The sequence below is a fragment of the Peristeroidobacter agariperforans genome, assembly GCF_004138335.1.
GTDB classification, from domain to species: Bacteria; Pseudomonadota; Gammaproteobacteria; order Steroidobacterales; family Steroidobacteraceae; genus Steroidobacter; species Steroidobacter agariperforans.
Genome location: NZ_RYFW01000001.1, coordinates 2439919 through 2463743 on the forward strand (window position 1 = coordinate 2439919; position 23825 = coordinate 2463743).

A 23825-nucleotide genomic window follows, 5' to 3' on the forward strand; every position below is an offset into this window, starting at 1 on the left:
AATGCATCTAGCGGGTCATGCAGCCATTGTCACGGGCGGCGCCTCCGGCCTCGGCGCCGCAACGGCGGCCGCCTTGTTGAAAGCGGGAGCGAAGGTCACGTTGCTCGACCTGAACGAGACCACGCTGGCGGCGCAGGCGAAGACGCTCGGCTGTCACGCCGAGGTTTGTAACGTTGCTGATGAGACGAGCACGGCTCGGGCTATTGAATCTGCCGAACAACATAACGGCGTCGCGCGCGTCATCGTCAACTGCGCCGGCATTGGCAGGCCGGGAAAGGCCGTGGGACGCGACGGGCCACTGGCGCTTGCGGAGTTCTCGCGCATCGTCAATGTGAATCTCGTCGGCACGTTCAACATCATTCGCCTCGCTGCCGCGCGCATGCAGAATGCGCCTGCGCTCGATGGTGGCGAGCGTGGCGTGATCGTGAACACCGCATCGATCGCGGCGTTCGACGGACAGATCGGACAGCCGGCGTACTCGGCATCGAAGGCTGGTGTCGTAGGCATGACGCTGCCGCTGGCCCGTGAGTTCGCGCGCGTGGGCATACGGGTCGTGACTATCGCGCCCGGCGTATTTGAAACGCCGATGCTCGGTGGCGAGCTCAATGAGCAACTACAAGCTGCGTTGACCTCGTCCATTCCGTTTCCAAACCGCCTGGGCCGGCCGCCGGAGTTCGCGCAACTCGTGATCTCGATCGCCGAGAACCCATTCCTCAACGGCGAGACCATTCGTCTCGACGGCGCGCAGCGCATGCCACCGAAGTAAGGGACTTCCTATGTACGACTTCCGCAAGTTCTATATCGACGGCGCCTGGGTTTCGCCGGCCAGCCCTCGCGATCTCGAAGTTGTCAGTCCGGCGACGGAACGACCGGTCGGTGCGATCAGTCTCGGATCGATCGTGGACGTCGATCGGGCCGTGAAAGCAGCGAGGGCTGCATTCGCGTCGTTCTCACAGACATCTCGCGAAGAGCGCATTGCCTTGCTCCAGCGCATCATCGAGGTGATGCAGAAGCATTTGCCGCGCCTCGGCGAGGTGATCTCCGATGAAATGGGCGCGCCGCTGGGATTAGCGGTGCAGGTCCAGGCTGGCGCGGGCATCGGCCATTTCATGGCGGCGTTGAGTGCGCTGCGGACGTTCGAGTTCGAAGAGCAAATGAACGGTACGTTGGTCCGTCGCGAACCCATCGGCGTGTGCGGATTGATCACGCCCTGGAACTGGCCGATCAATCAGATCGCCTGCAAAGTGGCGCCCGCCCTCGCAGCCGGCTGCACGGTTGTTTTGAAACCGAGCGAGATCGCGCCGCTGTGTGCGCACGTGTTCGCCGAGATCCTCGAGGAAGCGGCTGTGCCGAAGGGCGTGTTCAATCTCGTCGATGGGGATGGCCCGACGGTGGGCGAAGCATTGGCGCGGCACCCGGACGTAGACATGATTTCTTTTACCGGCTCGACGCGCGCCGGCGTTCAGGTGGCCAAGATGGCGGCGGACACGGTGAAGCGCGTGTCACAGGAACTTGGCGGGAAATCGGCCAACATCATTCTGGACGATGCCGACCTGACGGCGGCGGTCAAGGGCGGCGTGATGCCGATGCTGATCAATAGCGGCCAATCGTGTAACGCGCCCTCGCGCATGCTCGTGCCGGCGAAGCTTTACGATGAAGCCGTGCGCATCGCCAAGAGCGTGGCCGAGCGCTGCGTCATCGGCGATCCGAAGGCGTCGGGCACGACCATGGGCCCCGTGGCGAGCAAAGCGCAGTTCGACAAGATCCAGGGATTGATTCAGCGAGGCGTCGATGAGGGGGCGAGACTCGTCACCGGCGGACTCGGACGTCCGGACGAGCTGACTCGCGGCTACTTCGTGCGCCCGACGATCTTTGCCGATGTCACCAACTCGATGACGATCGCGCGCGAGGAGATCTTTGGCCCGGTGCTCGTGATGATTCCCTACCAGGATGAGCAAGAGGCGGTGCGCATCGCGAATGACACGGTGTATGGGCTCGCCGGCTACGTGCACTCCGGCAACCTGGAGCGAGCGCGGAATGTCGCCAGGCAACTGCGGGCCGGGATGATTCATATCAACGGTGCTGCGCTCGACATGAATGCACCGTTCGGCGGCTACAAGCAGTCCGGCAACGGCCGCGAATGGGGCAAGGAAGGTCTCAAGGAATTCCTCGAGACCAAGGCGGTGCTCGGCCACTTCGCGGAGCACTGATGCAAACGTACAAGGCGCCGCTTCGCGACGTGCGCTTCTGTGTGCACGAGGTGCTCGACTTCGCTGCTCACTACCGCGCTCTGGAGTCGGAGCTTGGGACAGAAGAAGTCGATGCAGTGGTGCAGGCTGTTGCAACCTTCGCGGAAGATGTCCTCGTGCCGCTGAATCAAGTCGGCGACGAAGAAGGCGCGCATTTCGAAGCTGGGCAGGTTCGTTCGCCGAGCGGCTTCGCCGACGCCTACGAGGAGTATGTCGAGGCGGGCTGGCCCCGGCTTGGCAATCCGGCCGAGTATGGCGGCGAAGCGGCGCCATATTCGCTCAAGCTCTGCGTCTCGGAGTTCATGCAGGCTGCGAATCACGCGTGGTGCATGTATGCGCTGTTGAACGACGGCGCGATCAAGACGTTGCTCGGATTCGCGGATGCCGAGTTGCTGCAGCGTTTCGTTCCCAGGCTGATCAGCGGCGAGTGGATGGGCACAATGTGCCTGACCGAGCCGCACTGTGGCTCGGACCTTGGCCAGGTGCGTTGCCGGGCCGAACCGCGAGCCGACGGCAGCTACTCGATCTCCGGCACAAAGATCTTCATCAGCTCGGGTGAGCAGGACTTCTCCGAGAACATCGTGCATCTCGTGCTGGCGCGCTTGCCCGGTGCGGCTTCCGGCACGCGAGGCATTTCGTTGTTTGCAGTCCCCAAGCGTGTGCCGGACGCGTCCGGTGCGTTGGGCTCGCTCAACTCGGTGCGCTGCCTGTCCATCGAGAACAAGATGGGCTTGAAGGCCAGCGCTACGTGCGTCATGGCCTTCGAAGGTGCGCAGGGCTGGCTGGTGGGCGAGCCGGGGCGTGGCCTGAGTGCAATGTTCGTATTCATCAACAAGTCCCGGCTGGGTACGGCCCAGCAGGCACAAGCGCACGCCGAAGGCGCGTTTCAAACGTCGTTGGCGTATGCGCAGCAGCGGCTGGCGGGGCGGGCGTTGGATGCGCCGGCCGATGAGATTCGACCGGCGGCGTTGATCGTTCATCCGGATATCCGTCGAATGCTGTTGACGCAGAAGGCGATTGCCGAAGGTGGCCGCGCCTTCGTGCTCTACTGCGCAAAATGGGTCGACCTCGCCGACAGCCCGAACGCTCACGTGCGTTCGCGTGCTGAGCAACGGCTTGCGTTGTTGACGCCGATTGCGAAGGGCGCGTTGTCCGAGTGGGCGACGGAGGCCACGGATCTGGGCATTCAGATTCTGGGCGGCCATGGCTATATGAAAGAGTGGGGGCTCGAGCAGCGCGTGCGCGACGTTCGCATCACTCGGATCTACGAAGGCACAACGGGTATTCAGGGCATGGATTTGCTCGGTCGGAAGCTGCTCGGTCCGTTGCGCGAGGAATTCGAAGGGTTCACTGATGAGATCCTTGCGCTTGCCACGCGAGCTGAACGTCAGCGATCGTTGCAGCGATTGGCGGCGGCGCTCACGGACGGCGTGAGCTTGTGGCGGGAGATTACGGACGCCGTTGCTGAGCAGCACCGCTCGGATCCGGCGAGTGTGGGCGCGGCGGCTGTGGATTATCTGATGCTCGCCGGCTATGTGTGCGTTGGTTATGTGCTCGCGCTGTCGGCGGTGGTCGCGCACGAGCGGCTCGACGCCGGCGATGCGGAGTCGGCGTTCTATCGAGCGAAGATTCAAACGGCGCAGTTTTATTTCGACAAGATGCTGCCGAGGATTCACGCGCACGCGCACAGTATCCGGAATGGCAGCACGTCGCTGATGAGTATGGATGAGGCGAGCTTTGGACTCGGTGTTTGATCTCAGCAGCAAGGTCGCGCTGGTTACGGGTGCATCGAGCGGCCTGGGTCGGCATTTCGCTCAAACCCTGGCGAGAGCTGGTGCGAGTGTCGTCGTCGCGGCGAGGCGGGCTTCGTTGCTTGATGCGCTGGTAGCAGAGATCGTTGCTGCGGGCGGTCGGGCGGCGCCTCTGATTCTGGATGTCTCCGGCGATGCGGATTCCGTTGAACGTGCGGTGGAGGAGGCACGGCAGTGCTTCGGACGCCTGGACATTCTCATCAACAACTCGGGCGTCACTGTCAGCAAGCCGGTGTTCGATCAGACGCAGTCCGATTGGGATACCGTCATCAACACCAATCTGCGTGGCGCGTTCTTCATGAGCCAATCGGTCGCTCGCTATCTGCGCTCCGCGGGGCACGGCGGATGCATTGTGAACGTGGCGTCGATTTTGGGGTTGCGACAGGCCGGGATGGTCGCGCCGTATGCGGCCTCCAAAGCGGCGCTGATTCAGCTGACCAAGACGATGGCGTTGGAGTTGGCGCGATATTCCATTCGCGTCAACGCCATCGCACCGGGTTATATCGCGAGCGACTTGAATTCAGCGTTCTTCGAGACGGACGCCGGACAAGCCCTGGTCCGACGTATTCCACAGCGCCATCTCGGCGAGCCCGCCGATCTGGATGGCGCGTTGTTACTGTTGTGCAGCGACGCCTCGCGCTACATGACCGGCAGTGTCATCACTGTCGATGGCGGGCATGTGGTCAGCACGTTATGAATGCGCCGCGATTGTTACTTGCGGCGACTGTGCGGCGTCTCGGTTGTCTGGTCGAACGCCGAACATTTGGTGGGCTCGATCGGCCGGATCTCCATACTCAGCCCACACGCCAGCGTCGGATTCTGCGCGGCCAGCGCCGCCGCTTCTTCGAGGCTACTTGCTAAAAAATGCCAGTACCCTCCGATGACTTCCTTGGTTTCGGCAAACGGCCCGTCGGTGATGCCGTGCTTGGAAACCACCATCTTCGCCGGCTGCAACCGCTGCCCCGAAATCATCTTGCCCTGCGCCACCAGCACGTCGTGCCATTTATAGAAGGCATCGATCGCGCCCTGGATCTGCTCCGGGGATTTATCTTCGTCCCAGTATCCTTTGGAAATAACCAGATACTCGGACAGCCCTTTCGCATTGCTCATTATCGTCCCCTGCTTGGGTTACTGTACGGATAGACAGAGTAGCAGACTGGCGGGAGGGATGGTGCAGGCAGGACGGAGGGCGCAACTAATGAGATAGGGTGTGTTAACTGGCTTGTTCTACTTCATTGGCCGCCGTAGAACCCCCCTGTGCACAAAAGCCGGCCCGGTGCACGCCCGCCTCTGACGAGGTCCGCCCCGGTGCTTGGTAAGAGGATCCGGACTGACGAAGCCCCGCCACAAGCGGGGTTTCGCGTTTCTGGGGTTTGAGGTCTAGGGCGGCGGCCGCGGGCTTGTGCCTCGCAGGACATGGCCCAGCAAGGCGTGGAAACTGATGCGGCCTCGACCCGGCGCCCTCGATCGACAGCTCCATGTCGGAAATCCGTCACCTCGCAATCATGTTCGATGTGATCAACCCAAAATGGTGAATAGCTCGTTGTTTGACTGAACAGGCGTGCGCCGTATGCCGCGGCGTCCATGCCGCGTGACGCGCACGCCGGGCGTTGCGCGGCCTCTGATCCGCGCGCCTCAGCGAGCTGGCAACTCAAACCCCGCCGTCACCCCGCAGTTCGCCAGGAATCTGTGATCGTGCGAGACGACGATCAGTGCGCCGTGGAATTCGCGAATCAGCCCTTCCAGGAACTCGATGTTTGCCAGGTCCAGGTTGTTGGTCGGTTCGTCGAGTAGGAGCAGTTCGGGTTTGTGCGTGGCGAGGAGGCCGCGGGCGAGGGTGGCGCGGAGGCGTTCGCCGCCGCTGAGGGAGTGGGCTTTCTGGAAGACGGTATCCCTGGTGAAAAGGAAGCGGGCGAGATGAGTGCGGATCTCGCTTTCGCTGCCTGGAGCCACGGCGCGGACGTTGTCGAGGACGCTCAATGTGTCGTCGAGCACGCTGCAGCGTTGATCTATATATAGCGTCACGAGTTGACCCCGATTCAACTCACCGCGCGAGATCGAAGGCGCGCCGGTCAGGGCCTTGAGCAGGGTGGATTTGCCCGAACCGTTGGGGCCTTGCAGAGCCAACCTGACATTGCCGCGCCAGCTGAAGTCGAGATCGTGCGCATAGAGCCAGTCGCGAAAGCGAATGTTGAAGCCGCGAGCTTCGGCGATGAGTTTCTGCGAGTGCAGTTCCTGTCCCATCAGGTCCGCATACATCACCGGATCGACCTTCAAGTCCGCGAACGCTTCGTGTGCCGTGGTCACAGCGGCCCCGGCACGCTCGACCAGAGCGACATCTCGCTTGCCCGTCGTAACTTGGGCCGCGCGCTTGCGGCCGCCGGCGAGAATTCTGGGAATGCCTCCGCGGGCGGCAGCAGCCTGCCCTCGACGGTTGCGCTTTTCCTGCCGGGCTTGTTGTTCTACGCGATGGACGACCGCAGCGTCGCGCTCTCGTTTGGCTTGGTCGAGGGCCGCGCCGAGCCGCGCACGCTCGCGATCTTTCTCGATCACGTACTCCGACCACGATCCGCCGAACTTCATCAGGCCCAGGTTGGAAAGCTCCAGGATCTCGTCGCACAGCTCGAGCGCCTCGCGATCATGAGAGATCAGCAGCACGCCGCCGGCATGCGAACGAAGGAACTGGAACACCGCCTCACGGCCTTCGCGGTCCAGGTCATTGGTGGGCTCATCGAGAATCAGAAAGCCTTCGTCCAGCGCGCGTGCCAGCCGCACTCGCATCCACTGGCCGCCGCTCAGTGTCGTGCACAGCGCTTGCTGATCGATGTTTGTCAGCAGCCGGTCTCGCGTGAGCGACCACTGATCGACGGACGCAAGATAGTCAGCCACCGCAATCGGCTCGGGTGGCTCGCGCTGAGCAAACAGGGCGACGGCGCCATCGCGTTGAATGGCGCCATGGGTCGGCTCGAGCCCGCCGGCCAGCAGCCGGGCGAGGCACGTTTTACCGACGCCGTTGGGGCCGACCAATGCCGACCGCGCGGCATTCAGGGTGAAGCTCAGGTGCTTGAACAGCTCGCGCCCATTGGAGAATTCGTACGCGACGTCGCGCGCCACGATAACTGGAGACATAACAACCTCCGCGCACAGGCGTGCGCGTCTGCAGGAGAAGCAAGTAGAAAATGCAGAGGTTGTTTATTGGCGCATAGAACTCTGGATTTGCATCCAGAGGCGGGCAGTGTACGTCGAATCGCGCCGGATTGCAGCAGGCCGCGCCTGAAGTGGGACTCGCAACACCTATTAAGTGTTGCAGCGTGTGGCAACAACTCTTACGGCGCGTGCTTCCATGCGCCGGCAATTCGTGCGGAGAACTCCATGTCAGCTTCGATGCTCGCGGGCGCACGCTGGAAACGCCTGGTGATTCTGGGCGACAGCGACATGTCGTGGGTCGATCGGATCAGCGAAGCGCTCACCCGCGTCCAGCCGGAATTCGTTGCATTCGATCTCGCTCGCCGAAATCTGCTCGCGGCGGAGGTGCGCATCACGCAGCTGACGCGCGCGTTGGAGCTGAAGCCTGACCTTGCCATCGTTGCCGCCGGCGGCAGCGACATCGCCCGAGGTGAATTCAATCCTTCTCTGGTTAGAAGCGAGCTGACCGTGATGATATCCGCGTTGCGCGCCGCTGGCGCCGATGTGCTCACGCTGGGATGGCCCGAACGGGAGCGTGAGCTTGCGACACTCACCGCGGAGGTGACTAAGAAATTCGGTGGCATCTTCTGCGAATCGACCTCCGACCGCTCGGATCCCGACGTGGACGTCCTTCGCGCACTGGCGGCGTTCTTGCGCTGAACGTGCCTTCGATACAAATTGGACACATTGCAGACACACTGCTGCCGTCAGATCGCAGGCCTATGACGACGACAGCATTTGGCCCGTTTCGTTTCGAGCTCGACCAGCGAAGGCTGTTTCGCGGCGATACGCCGGTGCGCTTGGGCAGTCGGGCGCGCGAGGTTCTCGGCGCCTTGGTTACGCAGGCCGGGCAGGTTGTTAGGAAACGCGACTTGATGGCGCACGTTTGGCCCGACATGGTCGTGGAAGAAGGGACACTCCGTGTCCACATCTCAGCGCTCAGGAAAGCGTTGGGCGAAAGCGGCGCCGGCGATCAATACATCGAAAACGTCACGGGCCGCGGTTATCGATTTTCGGCGCCAGTGACGTTTGCGGATAGCTGATCGAGCAGTAGTCGAGCGGCGCGTAGATCGGCAGTGCCGAAACCCTCGGTGAACCTGGCGAACACTGGCGCGAGCGCATCGTACGCAGCGCCCACTTGTCCTTGTTTGGCGAGCAGCCGTGCGAGGTCCATGGCTGAGCGCAGCTCCCACGACAGGGAATGTTGCCGCCGGCTGTGCTCCAGTGCGTTCCGCAACGTCTCTTCGGCCTCGCCATCCTCGAGCAGGCCCGCTTTGACTCGCAGCAGCTCCGGCAGCGCGATCAACTCGCCGCTTGCTTCGTTGTGTGCGATGGTCGATTCGATGAGCTCTCGCGCCTCTGCGGCACGCTGAATCGCAATCAGACCTTCCGCGAGCGACAGATTCAGATGAGTGGTCAGCAGCTCATAGCGAACGGCGTGCAGCCGTCGTAGACACTCGCGTAGCGCCGGCACGCCCGCCTCGGCCTGACCGCGGCGGATGGCAAGCTCGCCTTTGATGCCCATGCCGACGGCGAGATACGGACTGAGCGAATGAATCTCGGCCTCGGCGATGAACTCGTCGATGTGACGTTCCGCCTGTTCGAGATCGCCGCTCCACAGATCGACGGACACGGCCCAGATCAACGCAATACAGTGAGTGACCGGATGTTCGAGGCCGGCCGCTTCGCTGACGGCAGCGGCCGCGCGAGCGCGTGCTTGATCCGGCAACCCCTGCAGCCACAACGTGCGAGCCAGCGTGATGAGCGATCGATTGCGATGATCGAATCCTGCATCGATGGTCTGCCAGCGCTCCGACGGGGCGCTGAGTTTCAGAGCCGCTTCCGACGCCGCTCGCGCGCGCGCCTGATCGCCCATCAGGTGGAACGAGATTGCGAGCAACGAGCTGGCAACGGCCCGCTGTTCTGGCTGGCCGAGCTCAGCGGCGATCTGAGCCGCCTGTCGAGCCTTCGCGAGCGAGCCCGCGAAATCTCCCAGACGCTCGTGGAAGATGTGCAGGCGAGCCAGCATTCGCACTTGATTGCGAGAGTCGTGCAAGGCGGTCGCGATTTCGAGCGCACGCTCGAAGGCGATGCGTGCGGCGTCCGTGTTGCCCAAGGTAAATGTCACCGACAGGCCATACGCCGCTTGCAACTCGTGCTCGGGCGCGTCGCCGCGTTGGGCGTCGGTCATCGACTCGATGGCCCGCTCGCACCAGCGCCGGCACTCAGTGAGCAGCGACAGCTCGAGGAACAGTCGGGACGCGACTCGCGCCAGCGAGATTGCAATCGGCGCATGCCCGCGAGGCGAGAACGCCCATTCGAGCGCCGCGCGAACATTGCTGAGGTTCTCGGCCAGGTAGCTGCGCCAGGTTTGGGCATTTTCCTTGAAGCAGTCCTCGGGAAATTCGAGCAGCCGCTGGAACAGCCGAGCATGGCGGAGCGCGAGTTCGTGATGCTCTCGCTCATCGGCTTGCAGTCGCTCCATGCAATACGCGCGAGTCGTCTCCATCAGTCGATAAGTCGTTCGTCCGGCGTAGCTGCTCAGAGACAGCAAGGACTTGGCGTGCAGAGCCTCGACCGCTGAGATCACGCTTCTTGCGTCCACTTCGGCGTCGGCTGCGACCACTTGCGCGACTTCCAGGCAGAAGTGTCCCACGAAGATCGAGAGCCGATAGAGCACACGCAGCTCGATCGGCGGGAGCAGGGCGCAACTCCAACTGAGCGTAGCTTCCAGCGTTTGTTGTCTGGGCTGAGCCGTGCGGCGGCCGGACCAGGCGAGGCCCAATGTTTCATCCAGCAAGCTGGCCGTTTGACCCAGGCCGAACGTGGCGACGCGGCCGGCTGCGAATTCGATCGCCAGCGCGACACCATCGAGCTTGCGGCAGATTCTGCCGATGATGCGCGCGTCCGCATCGCTGGGCGTGTGCCGCCAGCCACCGGCGTTGGCGCGATCGATGAACAGTTGCGCGGCCGAGTACTGCATCAGCGTCCCGGCCGACAGCTCCGGTGAGTCGGGCGGCGTCTGCAGCGGCTCCAGCGGATAAATGTGCTCGCCGTCGATTCGCAATGCTTCGCGGCTGGTGGCGAGGACGTGAACCTCCGGCGCGGAATGAACGATGGACTCGATCAGTCGTGCGGCATCGTCGATCACGTGCTCGCAATTGTCGAACACCAGCAACATGCGCCGCGTGCGCAGGAAGGCGAGCAGGCTCGGCGTCGGATCGTCGGTCGGCACGGACATGCCGAGCACCGAGGCCAGGGCCGTCGAAGTCAGGGCCGCATTCCGAAACGCGCTCAGATCGATGAAGTAGACCTGGCCCGGGAAAGTGCTTTCCAGATCGTGCGCGACCGCGACCGCCAGCGTCGTTTTGCCGACGCCGCCCGGCCCGACCACAGTGACACAACGATCCGCTAGGGCGTGCGCTGACAGCAGTCGAGCGTCTTGATCGCGGCCGAGCATCCGGCGCAGCCGAGTCGGCAATGAACTGCGTAACGGCATCGTTGCCAGCGGGGCCGGTTCGCGGACTTCGGCAATCGCTGGAGCTGGATCATGGCGACGAACCGGCGCGACGAAGCAGTAACCCCGTCCAACCTGAGTCGTGATGTAGCGCGCCTCGTCATCGCCGTCCGCCAGCGCGCCCCGCAGCGTCTTCATGTGAAACCGCAGGCTCTCTTCGCTCACGACCACGTCCGGCCACACGGCCGCCAGCAACTCGCGCTTGCTGACCGTCTCGTTGGCCCGCTCGATCAGCACCATCAACAGATCGAGCGCACGCCCGCCCAGGTCGACGGGCTCGCCATGGCGAGTCAGCAGTCGCTGACGGGGCTTCAGAACGTAGGGCCCGAAGGCCACCGCCGTGTCGATCGGGGGCACGATCCTGCCGCTCATGACTTCGATCTCACGCCGACTCCCGAGACCTCACAGCAGGGGCGCGAGGTGTCTGCGAGACTGCCGGCCAGGATCGGACAGGAGCGGTGTCATGTTCATGGCAGATAGCGAGCGCGGCGGAGTCACGGCGGCGGGCGAGCGCATGTTGGTGTCGGGCAGAGGATTGGCAGCCTGGCAGGTTCGCCGCGTGATGAATCATATGAGCAATCGATTGGAAGAGGGCATCAGCCTCGCCGAAGCGTCCGCGGAGCTCGGCCTCAGCCCGGCCTACTTCTGTACGGCCTTCAGGCTGGCGACCGGTCGCACGCCGTTCGCGGCGTTCAGTGCACTGAGAATCGAGCGGGCACGACAGCTGTTGACCGATCCAACGGTCTCGATCACCGACGTGTCTCTGTCGGTGGGCTTCCAGACGCCGTCGGCGTTCGCCAACACGTTCCGCCGCATCACCGGGATGACGCCATCGCAATTCCGCAAGTTTCAGGCAGTCGATCCGTCGCTGCGGGCGGCAGTGTACACGGGCGCCCCGGGCGTGCGCGACGAGCGGGCCGCGATCTGAATAAAGTGCGAATGTTCACCCGGTCGGCCACGCGCGACTGCTAAACTGGTGAATCCTTTGCTAGTCGTGGCAAGGATTCATGCCGAGCTGGTTCAACGCTCTCACCGCCAAAGATCGCCGCACTTTCTGGGCCTGCTTCACCGGCTATGCCGCGGACTCGATGGACGTCCATCTGTATCCGTTCGTCATGCCGGTGCTCATGGGGCTGTGGAGCCTCTCCAAGACGGACGCGGGCATTCTCGCCACCGCGCCCATGGTTTTTTCCGCGGTCGGTGGCTGGATTGCGGGCATCCTCGCCGATCGCTTCGGCCGCGCGCGCCTGTTGCAGATCACGATCCTGTGGTTTGCAGTGTTCACGTTCTTATCCGGAGTCGCGCAGAACTTCGAGCAGATGCTGGTCATCCGGTGTCTGCAGGGCTTGGGATTCGGCGGTGAGTGGGCGGTCGGCTCGATTCTGATCGGCGAGGCGGTTCAGTCGCGCTATCGCGGTCGGGTCATGGGCTCGATCCAGAGCGCATGGGCGGTGGGTTGGGGCGCCGCCACGCTGCTGGCGACGCTGTTGTTTACTCAGCTGCCCGAAGCTATCGCGTGGCGCGTGCTGTTCTTCACCGGCTTGCTGCCGGCGCTCGTGGCGCTGTATGTGCGTCGCTCGGTGTCTGAGTCGAGCGTGTTCCTGGAAGCGAAAAGGTCGACGCATGATTCGCATGCATCGATGTTCGCAATCTTCGGGCGGCCTTACCGATCGGCGACCTTCTATGCGTGCCTGCTCGCGGCGGGCGCCCATGGCGGCTACTACACCATCGCGATCTGGTTGCCGACGTACTTGCACACCGAGCGAGAGCTGTCTTTCATCGGCACTGGCGCGTTCACCAGCATCATCATTCTCGGTGCGTTCTGTGGATACATGGTCGCGTCGTGCCTGGTGGACTCTGCGGGTAAGCGCGTCACGTTCCTGATGTTTGCTATCTTCTCTGGCGTGCTCGCCCTGTTATACACGCAGCTGCCGATATCGAACGCGGCGTCTGCGGCGCTGGGTTTGCCATTGGGCTTCTTTGCCGCGGGGCTCTACAGTGGACTGGGCCCGTGGATGAGCGAACTGTTCCCCACCGAGTTGCGCGCAGCGGGGCAGGGCTTTTGTTACAACTTTGGACGCGCGCTGGGCTCGATCTTCCCGGTGCTGGTCGCAGCGTCGTGGCTCGATGTTCCGCTGGGCCGTTCCATCGGCATGCTTGCGACGGCCGCATTCTCGCTGGTGATCATCGGCGCGCTGGCGTTGCCGGAGACGCGGGGCATGCCGCAAGAGTCAGCGTTGCCAACAGACCGCCCCCTTCACGATTCGCCAGGCTGAGTGCTCCGCCCAGCGACGTAGCGAGCTCGTGCGCGATCGACAGGCCAAGTCCCGCGCCCGAAACGCCGGCGACGCATGAGCTCGCTCTATAAAACGGCTGCATGACAGAGGCGAGCTCCGCGGGCGGGATGCCGGGGCCGCGGTCGGCGACGACGATCGAGATCGAGTTGCCCGGCACGCGTCTCACACACAGCTCGGCCGAGCCAGCGTACTTCAAAGCGTTGTCGATCAGGTTCATCAGTGTGCGTCGTAGTGCGTGCTGGCAGGTGATCCACGGCGTACCGATTCGCCCGAAAAGCGTGACCGCCTTGCCGATGTCCCGATAGTCGCTCGCCAGGCTTTGCAGACAGGCATCCAGATCGATACGTCGCAGCGTTACAGCCGCGCCGTGACGTGAGCGCGCATACACGATTCCTTGCCGAACGAGGTGTTCCATCTCCTCGAGATCCGCGATCAGCTTGTTTCTTTCGATGGAGTCGGCCATCGCCTCGGCGCGAAGTTTCAGGCGCGTCAGCGGCGTCTGCAGATCGTGCGACATCGACGCGAGTATGCGCAGCGGGTCTGTCAGCGAAGCGGCGCTGAATTCGACGATTCGCGTCGCGGCCTGGGTGGGCATGTATCACCGGAGGTGAGCTTAAGGGATGTTGCGGCTCACTATATCTCCGGGCGATTGGCCAGCGCTGTCGCGCTATTCGGATTCGTTCGGGATGGCGCAGCCGTCGGCATCGCACTTCGCTTGCGGATTGCGCCGTTGCCGATCGTCCGTGCTGACAGCGTCGATGTTTGCAGGCTCGCGCATCAGCGCCATGATTTCGGCGCCCAACTGCAGATCGGGAATGTGACCGAACGTTTGCCGTCGCAACCGTCCCTCGCGATCGATCAGCAGAAGCGTCGGCGTGCCCTGCATGCCATAGCGGCGCATGGTCGAGGGGATCGGCTCGCCGCGACCGCTCGTACGGTCGACGCCGACCGGAAAACGGACCTGGTACTCGTGCAGGAATGCTTCGAGCGCCGTCGGACCCATCGCTGCGTGATGTTCGAACACGGTGTGCAGACCGATGACGGCGACTTCGGATTCGGGAAACAACGCGTGCGCCTGGCGCAACTGCGGAATCGTTTGCGAGACGCAGCCGGGACAAAGCATCTGAAACGCACCGGCGACCACGACCCGGCCTCGCAGCGCGCGAAGGTCGAGCGGAGCGTCGACGTTGAACCACTGAGCGATGTCCCAGTCTGGAGCGAGCTTTGGGGATGCCATGTTCGCTAGCTTAGACGGCAGGCCTGCGACCGGGAAGCAGGCACAAAGCGGTGGCTTGAGTACTTTTTGGTGTACGTCGTTGTTTCGGCACGCTCATCCAAGACCCGGTGCGAACACTGCGAGATCATCGCTGGCAGCGTTTGCAGGAGAGCACGATGTCCGAGACCCCTCGTGACGAGGTCACGCCCGATGACTCCGCCGAGCAGAATCAAGAGGTCGACGCCTACGATCCGGTCGAGGAGGCCGGCTGGGAATCGTTCCCTGCCAGCGATCCGCCGGCGTGGTCGGTGGCGTCGAAGCGCAAATGAGCCTCAGGCGGCGGGCATCGCCAAACCAGCAAGCTCATCGAATGCCAGCACGTGATTCACGTCCAGCAGGATGACGAACTTGTTGTGCACCTTGCCCATGCCGAGGATGAAGTCGGTGCGGATGCCTGCGCCGAAGGCCGGTGGCGGCTCGATATCCGAAGCTGGGATGTCGAGCACTTCATTCACCGCATCGACGACGATGCCGATCACCTGCCGCTCCTCGTTCGCCATGACTTCGATGATGACGATGCAGGTGCGCTTGGTCACGGGCGCCGAGGCGCGGCCGAAGCGAACTGAAAGATCGATCACCGGCACCACGGCGCCACGCAGATTGATGACGCCGCGGACGTAGGGCGGCATCATCGGCACGTCGGTGAGGCTCGAGTATTCGATGATCTCCTTGATCGCGAGAATGCCGAGGGCGAAAGTCTCGGCGCCCAGCATGAATGTGAGATATTGATTGATCTGCGCTTCCGCGCCGGGCGCCAGCGGCAATGTTGCCTCTCTCGCCCGATGTGAGCTGGCCTGAGTCATGCGCGCTGCTCGTTAGTTGAACTTCGCGAACTGAGACGCGTCCGGCTCGTTGCCCGAGACCGCGAGATTTCCCATCACCGATGCGGCCGCAGCGACTTTGCGCGGCTGTTCCTTGGCGACCGTCATCTTGCGAGCCGGAGCAGTGATTTGCGAGCCCCTGGAGCCGGTCCGGAAGAACGACATCGTCTGCTGCAGCTGGCTCGCCTGACTGCTCATTTCTTCTGCGGTGGCGGCGAGCTCTTCGGACGACGCTGCGTTCTGCTGCGTCGTCTGGTTGAGCTGCGTGACTGCCGAGTTGATCTGGCCGACGCCGGAAGACTGTTCCTGCGAAGCCGCCGAGATTTCCTGCACCAGATCCGAAGTCTTCTTGATGCTCGGAACGATCTCGCTGAGCAGCGCGCCGGCTTTTTCCGCCAGTTCCACGCTGCCTGTCGCCACCGTGCCGATTTCCTGCGCGGCGACCTGGCTGCGCTCGGCGAGCTTGCGCACTTCAGCGGCGACAACCGCAAAGCCCTTGCCGTGCTCGCCGGCGCGCGCCGCCTCGATCGCGGCGTTGAGCGCCAGCAGATTCGTCTGGTACGCGATGTCGTCGATGATCGTGATCTTCTGCGCGATCTGCTTCATCGCGGCGACGGTGGCCTTCACCGATTCGCCGCCTTCGCTCGCCTCCGACGACGCCTTGGAGGCCATGGTGTCGGTGACCTTCGCGTTCTCGGTGTTCTGAGCGATCGAGGCAGTCATCTGCTCGATGGCGGCGCTGGTCTGCTCGACGCCCGCGGCCTGCTCGGTCGCAGCCTGCGACAGCGACTGCGCCGTCGTGCTGACCTGCTCGGAGGCGCTCAACAGAGAATCCGTGGCGCTGTTGACCTCGCTGATGATCATCGACAGCTTCAGCACTGTGTTGTTGGCGTATTCCTTCATCTCGCCGTAAGCGCCCTGATAGTCCTTGTCGATCGTCTTGGTGAGATCGCCTTCGGAGATCGCGCGCATCGTGCGCACGACGTCGTCGATGCTCTGGCCGGTGGTCGTCGCGAGCTGATTGAGCCCTTCGCCCATCTCCTTCTGGAAGCCGCTCAGACCGTTCAGGTCCACGCGCTCCCTGAAGTCGCCGCGGTTGGCGGCTTCGACCAGGCGCTGTTGGCCGGAGATCACCTGCTTCAGGCGATCGATCATATTGCGCACGGCAAACAACATGCTGCTGTTGTCGCCGTTCTTGGTGGCCACTTCGATATTGATGTTGCCGTTCGCGACCGACGTGAGCAGCTGCGCGGCATACGACGGCTCGCCGCCGAGCTGCTTCAGAATGCTACGGGTGACCAGCAGGGCAGCGGCAACCGCGAGCAGACCGGCGATGGCGCCGAGCACGATCATCATGTTGCGAGCGGCTTCGTAAGTCTGCACCGCTTCAGCGGCGGCCTCGTCGTTCAGATCGTTCTCGTATTCGACGAGTTCCTCGGCGGCGTCGCGCACCGCAGAGTTCGGCTTGGACGCTTCGCTCATATACAGCTGAATCGCTTCGGTCTTCTTGTTTGCCAGCGCCAGCTTGGCGACCTTGTCGATCACCGCCGGGAGGGGCTTGCTGAGCTCTTCCAGCTTCGCAAACAGCTCTTTCTCCCGCGCCGTGGTGCCGTCGATCGTGTCGAACATCTCGGCAAGCGCCGCCCTCTCCTGGCGCGCCTTTTCGAACAGCGCCTGCAGCTTCGCGTACTCGGCCTTCATTTCTTCGTCATCGCTCACGATGATCAGATTTCGGATCGACGAGCTCACCGCATACGAGGCCGCGCGGACCTCTTGCGCATGCTGCATCTGTACGACGTTTTCTTCCGCGATTGCCCGCAGGCTCTCGTTGATGTGGCCCATGCGGCTGACGCCGACCATGACGACGCCCACCAGCAGCGTCAGCACTACACCGAAGGCAATCGCCAGGCGAGTGCCTACCTTCATATCGTTGAACATCGACCTTTGACTCCAACAGCACGCACTGGTGCTGACTCTGAAGTCGTGTAGCGGACGCTCGATGGGGAACTGAAGTGCCCTGCGGCACAACTATTTTTTATTTGAAAAACTCAGGGAATGCCGCATCCACGTTGCGATGAGCACCTGACGAGACTATGAGGATACGGCTCGTGCCCGGGCGAGAATGGCCTCCAAGGTCCACGCGACATCGATGCTTGCGGCACGTCGCGCGGCGTGGCGATCGCGCTCGCTGCCGTCGATCATCGCAGCGAACGCATCGATTTCCAGGCGAAAGCCGTCTTCGCGAGGCACGGCTATGGCTTCCGTCGGCCGCCGCCAATCGCTGCCACGACGCAGGCCGAACGTCGGCGCGGGCGAGCGGATCGTGTGATTGCTGTAGTCCGTCTCGATGATGCCGTCCGACCCGGCGATCACCGCCGTGCGTACCAGCCCGCTCGCAAAGCTGCAGCTCAGCTGAGCGATCGTGCCGCTCGCAAACTCGAGAGTGGCTGCCAGCGTTTGATCGACACCTCGATGCCACTGGGCCGTTGCCGTCACTCGCGTTGGCCGGGCGCCGGTGATCTGACGGATCAGGCTGACCGGATAACAGCCCGCGTCGAGCAGAGCGCCGCCGCCCATCGTGGGATCGAGCCTGAAGTCATCGGGATTGCTTAAGGTAAAGCCGCAGGTCGCAAAAATGGTTTGCACCCGGCCGATCTCACCGGCCTGGATGCGTCGCTCGATCTCCAGCGTCTGCGGCTGAAACAGAAACGGATATCCCTCGAGCAACACGATGCCCGCGGCGTCGGCTGCCGAGAACATTTCAAGCGCCTCTGCTTCGGACAGGGCGAGCGGCTTTTCGCACAGAACATGCTTGCCGGCACGCGCGGCCGCGATGGACCAAGGTGCATGCAGACTGTTCGGCAGAGGGATGTAAACGGCGTCGATCTCCTTCGCCGCCAGCAGCTGCTCATACGTCATCGCGTGCGGCACGCCGTGCGTGTCCGCCAAGGCTTGTGCCCGTCCACGATCTCGGCTCGCTACGGCCACGACTTCCGCGCGAGAAGAAAGTTTGGCGCCGGCGATGAAGGGAGTGGCGATCCGGGCTGCGCCGAGAAGACCGATGCGAAGCTTGCTCATTGAGCAAGCGTATCACGCACGTCGGGGACGCCGGGCGGATGACACGCTTCGTCATCCGCCGCTGCTGTTCAGCTCGCCCATCCACTCAGCCCGGGATCGACTTGGACTTCGTGCGGTGATACGCCGTGAGCACGGGTTGATTGACCTGTTTGATGGCATCGTCGACCGCGGCTCGATAGCACGCTTCCGGACGGCGCTGCCTCGAGAGCTCCTTGTGCAAGCGATCGTAGTCGCAGATATCCATTGCGGCGTATTGGATGCGGGAATAGAGAGTCGCGAGGCCCTGCGAATTGGAGATATCCACATCCTCGTAGTTGACGACGATCTTCGGCGTGCCTTCCAGTTGCCCGACTCGATCGGCGTGCGCTACGGCGAATGGTCCGACGAGTGCCGCGGCCAGAGTCAAGCTCACGGCCGATTTCGATTTCGCTGCGTTCATTGCTTTTCCCCTTTGGTGTGGCGGAGTCGGGGCGTAGCGTGCGAGTCGCGGTATGAATTGGCTTTGCAAATACTCTGAACGTTTGTGAATTGCACGCACGCCGCGGAGCTGACCTGTAGGGGAAATCCGGTTGATGGCTCGAAGCATGGCGCTAGAATTCCGCCGGGGTACGGAAGCCAGGCTTTGCGAGAGATCCTCATATCTTGTGTTTATATGGCTCGTTATGGCGGCCGGCCGGTTTACCTACGAGTTCGGAGACTTTCGTCTCGACGCGGCGCGGCGCTTGCTGCTGCCGAAGAATGGCGATCGGGCGCTGCCCTTAACCGCTAGGGCATTCGATACGCTGCTGTATCTAGTAGAGCGACCCGGAAAATTGTTGAGCAAGGCGACGCTGATCGGTGCGATCTGGCCGGATGTGATCGTCGAAGAGAACAGCCTCAATCAAAACATCTCATTGCTGCGACGAGTGCTCGGTGAAAGTCCGGGAGAGTATCGCTTCATCGTCACCGTGCCTGGGCGCGGCTATCGCTTCGTCGCCGACGTGCAGACCGTCTCCGAACCGTCGGACGAATCGCCACAGGTCGCATCGGTTGCGAACTCGAATGAGCCGGCGCGTCCTGCCGCTCGTACGCATACGCGCATTCCACTGGCGATTCTGCCATTCGCGAACCTGACTGGAGACCCCGCGACCGATCGTTTTGGCGAAGCAATGGCGGAGGAGTTGATCAACACATTCGCGCGCGTGCGCTGGTTCGAAGTGGCCTCGCGAACCTCCACCTTTGCCTTCAAGGACCGGAATGTGGATGTGCGAAAGATCGCACGCGAGCTCGATGTGGAAGCGGTGCTGGAAGGCAGCATCCGTCGCATCGGCGAGCGCATCAGGGTTACCGCGCAACTGGTGGATGGGCGCACCGGTCATCACTTGTGGTCGGAGAGCTACGAGCGCAGCTGCGACGACCTTGCGAGGGTGCAGGACGAATTGACCGTCGCCATTGTCGACGCAACGGCGAGCCGTTTCGTGATGGGAACCGCCCGGCGCAAAACACCTACGCGCGATCTCGAGGCGTATCACCTCTACCTGCAGGCAATGGCACTGCGTGCTCAGCCGACCGAGGACAATCTGGAAGCGGCCATACAGACTCTGGATCGCGCACTGGCGCGTGACCCGGATTTCGCCCGCGCGTGGTACGCCATCGCTGAGGCGCGGGCTCACCGCGCCGCAAATGATGGGTGCGCGTTGATGCTGTTGAATCATGCGGAGCGCGACGCCCGACATGCGCTCGCTCTGGATCCATCGATATCCAGAGCACACGGGGTGCTCGGACTGATCAATGCGTGTTGCGGGCGTTGGCTCGAAGCGGAGACTGAATTGCGCCGGGCGCTGTCGTTAGTCGCCAGGAATCCCGACGCTCTCGTGTGTCATGCGATCTATATCGCACGACAGGCCGGTCATCAGCGCAAGGCGTTGGGCGAGATTCAACTGGCCTATGAGCTGACGCCCTCGGCGCCGGCGCTCGCGCTGCACTTGGGTGCTCAGAAGCTGCTCGATGGCGATGGCTTGGAAGCTTGCAAATGGATCGACCTGGCCGTTGCGAACGGTTATCCGCGCAGTCTCACGGCAATACGAGAAGCCCGTGCGCAGTTAGCGATGCTCGAAGGACGCTTCGAGGAAGCGGCACAGGAGCTGACCGAGACGCTGTCGCCCGCTTCGCGCGAAGCGGGCGGTTTCGAGGCCATTCAATCTTTCTATCGAGCGCAATCCGAGCCGTCACGCAATGATCGGGCCGTCGCAGCGCTGCAGGCGTGGGAGGCGAAACTGTCGCCGGAAGAGCTGGAACCAAGCGTGGCGCAAAGACTGATCGTCTGGTTCACCATGCTCGGTGCAGTCGATGTGGCTCACGACCTCGCTCAGCGGATCGTCGATCGCCTTGCAGCCCACGGAACGATCGGCAACGGTTGGGGAATACTGTGGACCAGGGAAATGCACGCATTCCGCGATTCCCCGCGGTTTCAGAATTTCGTCACGCGGCTTGGATTGTTTAGTTACTGGCGTCAGTACGGTCCGCCGGACAAGTGCGTGTTGCGAGGTGAGCTGCTCCATTGTTACTAGACATTCCAATTCGTTGTCGCGCGCGATTACACCCCTGATTACACCCCTAGTGGAAATTCCCTCGCGTGGAGCGCGGCGCTTATGTCTTAACTCACAGATGTCGCGTCGCATTCACTCATAGAGTTGCGCTCGGGTGGCAACGACAAGGAGAGCGCGTGAATAAGCTGTTTTGTGGAGTGATGGCTTTAGCTGGATGCGTGTTGGTTGCTGGGGCGGGCATTGCGGAGACAGCGCAGGCTCGGGAGGATAAGAAGAGCCGCGACGCGGAGGCGGTGCGGGAAGTGAGAACGCCACCGGGGTTGTCAAAGCAGAACAAGTGGTCGTCGATGGAGCGACATCCGAATCCGCATGTTGGGAAGGAGGAGACGAAGGATTTGTTGAGGGCGAAGAGGCCGAAGTAGTGCGGATTGAGTTATCAAGGGAGAAAGGCCGTTGCCCGGTCAGGGCAGCGGCGTTCGATGCAGGCTGAGGACGTCCAGTCTCCCCGCTCTTGAGCCAACCATCCGATGCACTGAGTGCTTTTCGACATTAGGAGCGTAGGCAATAGCCCGTTCGTCGGATGCGGCTCATTGCCAGGCTTTGCCACTCTCGCGCGCTGATTCACTCAGCGGACCGGCTACGTGATTGCACACAACCGTCGAGCGGCGGCGATCTTCATCATTGGCGTTTTTCTTAGCGGCTGTGGCGGCGGAGGCGGCGGTAGCACGTCGCAACCGCCTAGTGGCCCGGTGATCACTCAACTCACGTCCGATCGCTCCGCCTATCACGTCGGTGACAGCGCACAGTTGACGGCCGTCTTTGCGAACGGGACCGGAGTTCTCCAGCCGGACGATGTTCCGGTGCAGAGCGGGCAGCCCGTCACGATCAGCGGACTGACGCAGAACATCCGCTACAAGCTGGTTGTTACGAACGGCGGCCAGTCGGTATCACGCGATCTCGATCTTATCGTCAGCTATCGCGAACACATGCGTGCCATCGAGATGCCTTTCGCTCGAGCTGAGCACGCCGCGGCGACGTTGCAGGACGGGCGCGTGATCATTTTCGGCGGCGAAGACAATGGCTCGGTGTTCCCCAGCAGCGTCTGGGCATTCGATCCCGGTACTGAGCGATTCTCTCAGATCGGCGAGCTTGCCACCGGTCGCGTGGGATTCGTCTCTGTGACGTTGTTCGATGGCGACGTGCTGGTCGCCGGCGGCCTTCGTGCTTTGACCGGTTCCCCAGGCGCCGAGCTCATCGATGGTGATACTGGAGCAAGTAGCTCGCTGCCCAACGCTCCGCAACGAGAGCGCGTGTTTGCTGCCGCGAGCCTTCTGCTAAACGGCACCGTGCTGATTTCCGGCGGATTGAAAGGAGCGATCCCGGACAACACGGTCGAGATCTACGATCCAGCGAACGATACGTTCACTCTCCTGCCGGGGCCGCTGCAGGTTGCCCGTGCCGAGCACACTTCAGTTCGCATCAACGAACGCCGTGTACTCATCTATGGCGGCTACACAGTTGACGGCCAGCCTGCGCCGCCCGAACTGTACGATCCAGTTGCTGCGACGTCGACGTTGCTGCCTGCGGCTGAGCCTGGTGCCAGGGCGCGGCATGTCGCTCATACGATGATTGATGGCGGCGTGCTCATCTTGGGCGGGGTGGATGCGGATGATCAGCCGGTGAACTCTATTCTTCGATTCGACCCTGCGGCGAGTACGTTCTCTTCGTTTGCTTCGATGGCAACACCGCGGGCGTCATTCGGCGTAGGCAGGCTGGTGGACTCGCGATTGCTCATCGCTGGCGGAACTCACTCGATGTCGGGAGCAGGTACGGATACGACGGAGATTGTGGCGGTTGATGGTGGGCGTCGGGATGGGCCGGTTATGACGAGAACGCGGTTCCTGCATACGGTGACACCGCTGCGGAGTGGGAAGGTGCTGGTGGTGGGCGGGTTGGATGAGGGGAGGAGGGTGATTCAGGGGGCGGAGGTGTTTGAGTGAAGAGGCACCACACGACGGTGTGACGGTCACGAACAATCACAATTATGCACAAGGATTAGGGGCTGATTCCGTCGTATACGACGGTGTCGTAGTAGACAGTCTTGGTTGCGGCATCGGAAGTTGAACAGCTCGCGGCGGGCATAACTGGCGGGTTGGCCGGCCCCTAGAACGGCCTGGTGGCTGACGACATGTCCCAATTAGTAAGTGCGATGCTTTTTTTGTTGGAGAACTAGCTGGCCGTGTCCACGGCGCGCCTCGACTACTATAGATGATGCCGTCAACCAAACGGCGGTAAGATTACGAGGCAACTTTATGACAAGTGACTCACCCTGGCTTAGCGTTTCAGAGGTTCTGAACCTGGTTAGGGACCACTCAGAGAAATACAAGTCGTCGAGGCCGTCATCGACAAAATTGGAACGCTTGTCGGGATGGGCTGCCATGATCGGCGGTTGCCTATTTGTAGCGGGAGAGGTGCTGCGGCAGGTTGGTGGCGCGACGACATCGTGGTTCTACCTTGCCTATTTGTCACTGTCTATTCTCGGTCTCGTGGTGTTTTTAGCTGGTCTCGTCGTGATCCTTATCGAGTTTGCCCGGACAACGCGGCGTCCGTTTGTAGAGCATGTGGATCGAATCATTGAAGCACTAGATCGTGAGCATGAACTGATCGCTGCGCTCGAGCACTTTGAGACTTCGACGTTGGAGTTCGCTTGCGAGCGACTCAAGCTTCAGTCGACGAAAGTGGTTTCGCGGCTGGGCATGATCGGCGGTGGCGAGGGTCTCCGAACCTCGCTAGTCGGTATTGCCCTGCTCGGGGTGGCCTTAATCTCTAAGTATGAGCCCGCTGTCCACGGGTGGACGATGAACAGTCTCGCGTTCTTTGGCCTCGCGCTATTGTTGGAGTATCGGTGGATGGCTCGTACGGTACGGAGCGTCACAAGCCGATTATTACAGCAAGATCATCAGGCTAGCCCTTCAGCGGAAGGCACATACAGTAAAGCCGACGCGCGAGGCCTTCTCGGCCCGTATAGGTCGGAACCGGCGGATCGAGTATTGACTATCTGA

21 protein-coding genes are annotated in these 23825 nt (G+C 62.3%); 12 read left to right on the forward strand and 9 right to left on the reverse strand.

Annotation, left to right across the window (positions count from 1 at the left end):
• Position 1: 1 nt before the first annotated feature.
• Genes EK373_RS10640 through EK373_RS10655 form a run of 4 tightly spaced genes read left to right on the forward strand, consistent with a single transcriptional unit; the run spans position 2 to position 4757 of the window.
• Positions 2-766 carry an SDR family NAD(P)-dependent oxidoreductase gene (locus EK373_RS10640; protein WP_129642634.1) on the forward strand — a complete coding sequence of 255 codons (765 nt, stop codon included), beginning with the start codon at positions 2-4 and terminating at the stop codon, positions 764-766.
• A 10-nt stretch (positions 767-776) separates the two neighbouring features.
• On the forward strand, positions 777-2210 hold the full coding sequence (locus tag EK373_RS10645; protein ID WP_129642635.1) for an aldehyde dehydrogenase family protein: 1434 nt from the start codon (positions 777-779) through the stop codon (positions 2208-2210).
• On the forward strand, positions 2210-4003 hold the full coding sequence (locus EK373_RS10650) for an acyl-CoA dehydrogenase C-terminal domain-containing protein (protein WP_129642636.1): 1794 nt from the start codon (positions 2210-2212) through the stop codon (positions 4001-4003). The genes EK373_RS10645 and EK373_RS10650 overlap by 1 nt, the downstream gene beginning before the upstream one ends.
• On the forward strand, positions 3975-4757 hold the full coding sequence (locus EK373_RS10655) for an SDR family NAD(P)-dependent oxidoreductase (protein ID WP_198683210.1): 783 nt from the start codon (positions 3975-3977) through the stop codon (positions 4755-4757). Before EK373_RS10650 ends, EK373_RS10655 begins: the two co-directional genes overlap by 29 nt.
• Positions 4758-4771: 14 nt before the next feature.
• Here the strand turns inward: EK373_RS10655 and EK373_RS10660 are convergent, their stop codons facing one another.
• Positions 4772-5170, reverse strand: a complete 399-nt coding sequence (locus tag EK373_RS10660; protein WP_129642637.1) for a YciI family protein — start codon at positions 5168-5170, stop codon at positions 4772-4774.
• A 525-nt stretch (positions 5171-5695) separates the two neighbouring features.
• Positions 5696-7189 carry an ATP-binding cassette domain-containing protein gene (locus EK373_RS10665; RefSeq protein ID WP_129642638.1) on the reverse strand — a complete coding sequence of 498 codons (1494 nt, stop codon included), beginning with the start codon at positions 7187-7189 and terminating at the stop codon, positions 5696-5698.
• Positions 7190-7432: 243 nt separating this feature from the next.
• Between EK373_RS10665 and EK373_RS10670 the strand changes: the two genes are divergently transcribed.
• On the forward strand, positions 7433-7906 hold the full coding sequence (locus tag EK373_RS10670; RefSeq protein WP_129642639.1) for a GDSL-type esterase/lipase family protein: 474 nt from the start codon (positions 7433-7435) through the stop codon (positions 7904-7906).
• A gap of 62 nt (positions 7907-7968) precedes the next feature.
• Positions 7969-8289 carry a winged helix-turn-helix domain-containing protein gene (locus EK373_RS10675; protein WP_129642640.1) on the forward strand — a complete coding sequence of 107 codons (321 nt, stop codon included), beginning with the start codon at positions 7969-7971 and terminating at the stop codon, positions 8287-8289.
• On the opposite strand, the gene EK373_RS10680 is transcribed toward EK373_RS10675, so the two are convergent.
• Entirely contained in the window at positions 8250-11135 is a 2886-nt protein-coding gene (locus EK373_RS10680) for an ATP-binding protein (RefSeq protein ID WP_129642641.1), read from the reverse strand. The two genes, EK373_RS10675 and EK373_RS10680, sit on opposite strands and share 40 nt — an antisense overlap.
• Before the next feature lie 91 nt (positions 11136-11226).
• Here EK373_RS10680 and EK373_RS10685 point away from each other — a divergent pair, with 91 nt between their 5' ends.
• Both EK373_RS10685 and EK373_RS10690 read left to right on the forward strand, forming a co-directional pair.
• Positions 11227-11691: a helix-turn-helix transcriptional regulator gene (locus tag EK373_RS10685; RefSeq protein WP_157994312.1), complete on the forward strand. Its 465-nt coding sequence runs from the start codon at positions 11227-11229 to the stop codon at positions 11689-11691.
• Positions 11692-11770: 79 nt separating this feature from the next.
• Positions 11771-13039 (forward strand): MFS transporter, encoded by a 1269-nt coding sequence (locus tag EK373_RS10690; RefSeq protein WP_129642643.1) that lies wholly within the window; start codon positions 11771-11773, stop codon positions 13037-13039.
• On the opposite strand, the gene EK373_RS10695 is transcribed toward EK373_RS10690, so the two are convergent.
• The gene (locus EK373_RS10695; RefSeq protein WP_129642644.1) at positions 12948-13655 is read right to left on the reverse strand and encodes a sensor histidine kinase; all 708 of its coding nucleotides are present in this window, start codon (positions 13653-13655) and stop codon (positions 12948-12950) included. The two genes, EK373_RS10690 and EK373_RS10695, sit on opposite strands and share 92 nt — an antisense overlap.
• A 72-nt stretch (positions 13656-13727) precedes the next feature.
• Positions 13728-14297 carry a redoxin family protein gene (locus EK373_RS10700; protein ID WP_129642645.1) on the reverse strand — a complete coding sequence of 190 codons (570 nt, stop codon included), beginning with the start codon at positions 14295-14297 and terminating at the stop codon, positions 13728-13730.
• Positions 14298-14452: 155 nt separating this feature from the next.
• On the opposite strand from EK373_RS10700, the gene EK373_RS33035 reads away from it, so the two are divergent.
• On the forward strand, positions 14453-14605 hold the full coding sequence (locus tag EK373_RS33035) for a hypothetical protein (protein ID WP_157994313.1): 153 nt from the start codon (positions 14453-14455) through the stop codon (positions 14603-14605).
• Between the two features lie 3 nt (positions 14606-14608).
• On the opposite strand, the gene EK373_RS10705 is transcribed toward EK373_RS33035, so the two are convergent.
• The 4 genes from EK373_RS10705 to EK373_RS10720 form a co-directional block, all read right to left on the reverse strand.
• The gene (locus tag EK373_RS10705) at positions 14609-15139 is read right to left on the reverse strand and encodes a chemotaxis protein CheW (protein ID WP_129642646.1); all 531 of its coding nucleotides are present in this window, start codon (positions 15137-15139) and stop codon (positions 14609-14611) included.
• A 12-nt stretch (positions 15140-15151) separates the two neighbouring features.
• The gene (locus tag EK373_RS10710; RefSeq protein WP_269813392.1) at positions 15152-17095 is read right to left on the reverse strand and encodes a methyl-accepting chemotaxis protein; all 1944 of its coding nucleotides are present in this window, start codon (positions 17093-17095) and stop codon (positions 15152-15154) included.
• Positions 17096-17248: 153 nt separating this feature from the next.
• Entirely contained in the window at positions 17249-18235 is a 987-nt protein-coding gene (locus tag EK373_RS10715; RefSeq protein WP_129642647.1) for a Gfo/Idh/MocA family protein, read from the reverse strand.
• Positions 18236-18320: 85 nt separating this feature from the next.
• A complete protein-coding gene (locus EK373_RS10720; RefSeq protein ID WP_157994314.1) occupies positions 18321-18674 on the reverse strand; it encodes a UrcA family protein in 354 nt (117 codons plus the stop codon).
• Between the two features lie 223 nt (positions 18675-18897).
• On the opposite strand from EK373_RS10720, the gene EK373_RS10725 reads away from it, so the two are divergent.
• From EK373_RS10725 to EK373_RS10735, 3 genes are all read left to right on the forward strand, one after another.
• A complete protein-coding gene (locus tag EK373_RS10725; protein WP_157994315.1) occupies positions 18898-20784 on the forward strand; it encodes a winged helix-turn-helix domain-containing protein in 1887 nt (628 codons plus the stop codon).
• Between the two features lie 728 nt (positions 20785-21512).
• On the forward strand, positions 21513-22763 hold the full coding sequence (locus EK373_RS10730) for a Kelch repeat-containing protein (RefSeq protein WP_129642650.1): 1251 nt from the start codon (positions 21513-21515) through the stop codon (positions 22761-22763).
• Positions 22764-23201: 438 nt separating this feature from the next.
• Positions 23202-23825: a hypothetical protein gene (locus EK373_RS10735; protein ID WP_129642651.1), complete on the forward strand. Its 624-nt coding sequence runs from the start codon at positions 23202-23204 to the stop codon at positions 23823-23825.

Excerpts from the sequence above, each read along its gene's own strand:
- EK373_RS10640 (WP_129642634.1), top strand. The coding sequence starts at position 2 with ATGCATCTAGCGGGTCATGCAGCCATTGTCACGGGCGGCGCCTCCGGC.
- EK373_RS10645 (WP_129642635.1), top strand. The coding sequence starts at position 777 with ATGTACGACTTCCGCAAGTTCTATATCGACGGCGCCTGGGTTTCGCCG.
- EK373_RS10650 (WP_129642636.1), top strand. The coding sequence starts at position 2,210 with ATGCAAACGTACAAGGCGCCGCTTCGCGACGTGCGCTTCTGTGTGCAC.
- EK373_RS10655 (WP_198683210.1), top strand. The coding sequence starts at position 3,975 with ATGAGGCGAGCTTTGGACTCGGTGTTTGATCTCAGCAGCAAGGTCGCG.
- EK373_RS10660 (WP_129642637.1), bottom strand. The coding sequence starts at position 5,170 with ATGAGCAATGCGAAAGGGCTGTCCGAGTATCTGGTTATTTCCAAAGGA.
- EK373_RS10665 (WP_129642638.1), bottom strand. The coding sequence starts at position 7,189 with ATGTCTCCAGTTATCGTGGCGCGCGACGTCGCGTACGAATTCTCCAAT.
- EK373_RS10670 (WP_129642639.1), top strand. The coding sequence starts at position 7,433 with ATGTCAGCTTCGATGCTCGCGGGCGCACGCTGGAAACGCCTGGTGATT.
- EK373_RS10675 (WP_129642640.1), top strand. The coding sequence starts at position 7,969 with ATGACGACGACAGCATTTGGCCCGTTTCGTTTCGAGCTCGACCAGCGA.
- EK373_RS10680 (WP_129642641.1), bottom strand. The coding sequence starts at position 11,135 with ATGAGCGGCAGGATCGTGCCCCCGATCGACACGGCGGTGGCCTTCGGG.
- EK373_RS10685 (WP_157994312.1), top strand. The coding sequence starts at position 11,227 with ATGTTCATGGCAGATAGCGAGCGCGGCGGAGTCACGGCGGCGGGCGAG.
- EK373_RS10690 (WP_129642643.1), top strand. The coding sequence starts at position 11,771 with ATGCCGAGCTGGTTCAACGCTCTCACCGCCAAAGATCGCCGCACTTTC.
- EK373_RS10695 (WP_129642644.1), bottom strand. The coding sequence starts at position 13,655 with ATGCCCACCCAGGCCGCGACGCGAATCGTCGAATTCAGCGCCGCTTCG.
- EK373_RS10700 (WP_129642645.1), bottom strand. The coding sequence starts at position 14,297 with ATGGCATCCCCAAAGCTCGCTCCAGACTGGGACATCGCTCAGTGGTTC.
- EK373_RS33035 (WP_157994313.1), top strand. The coding sequence starts at position 14,453 with ATGTCCGAGACCCCTCGTGACGAGGTCACGCCCGATGACTCCGCCGAG.
- EK373_RS10705 (WP_129642646.1), bottom strand. The coding sequence starts at position 15,139 with ATGACTCAGGCCAGCTCACATCGGGCGAGAGAGGCAACATTGCCGCTG.
- EK373_RS10710 (WP_269813392.1), bottom strand. The coding sequence starts at position 17,095 with ATGTTCAACGATATGAAGGTAGGCACTCGCCTGGCGATTGCCTTCGGT.
- EK373_RS10715 (WP_129642647.1), bottom strand. The coding sequence starts at position 18,235 with ATGAGCAAGCTTCGCATCGGTCTTCTCGGCGCAGCCCGGATCGCCACT.
- EK373_RS10720 (WP_157994314.1), bottom strand. The coding sequence starts at position 18,674 with ATGAACGCAGCGAAATCGAAATCGGCCGTGAGCTTGACTCTGGCCGCG.
- EK373_RS10725 (WP_157994315.1), top strand. The coding sequence starts at position 18,898 with ATGGCGGCCGGCCGGTTTACCTACGAGTTCGGAGACTTTCGTCTCGAC.
- EK373_RS10735 (WP_129642651.1), top strand. The coding sequence starts at position 23,202 with ATGATCGGCGGTTGCCTATTTGTAGCGGGAGAGGTGCTGCGGCAGGTT.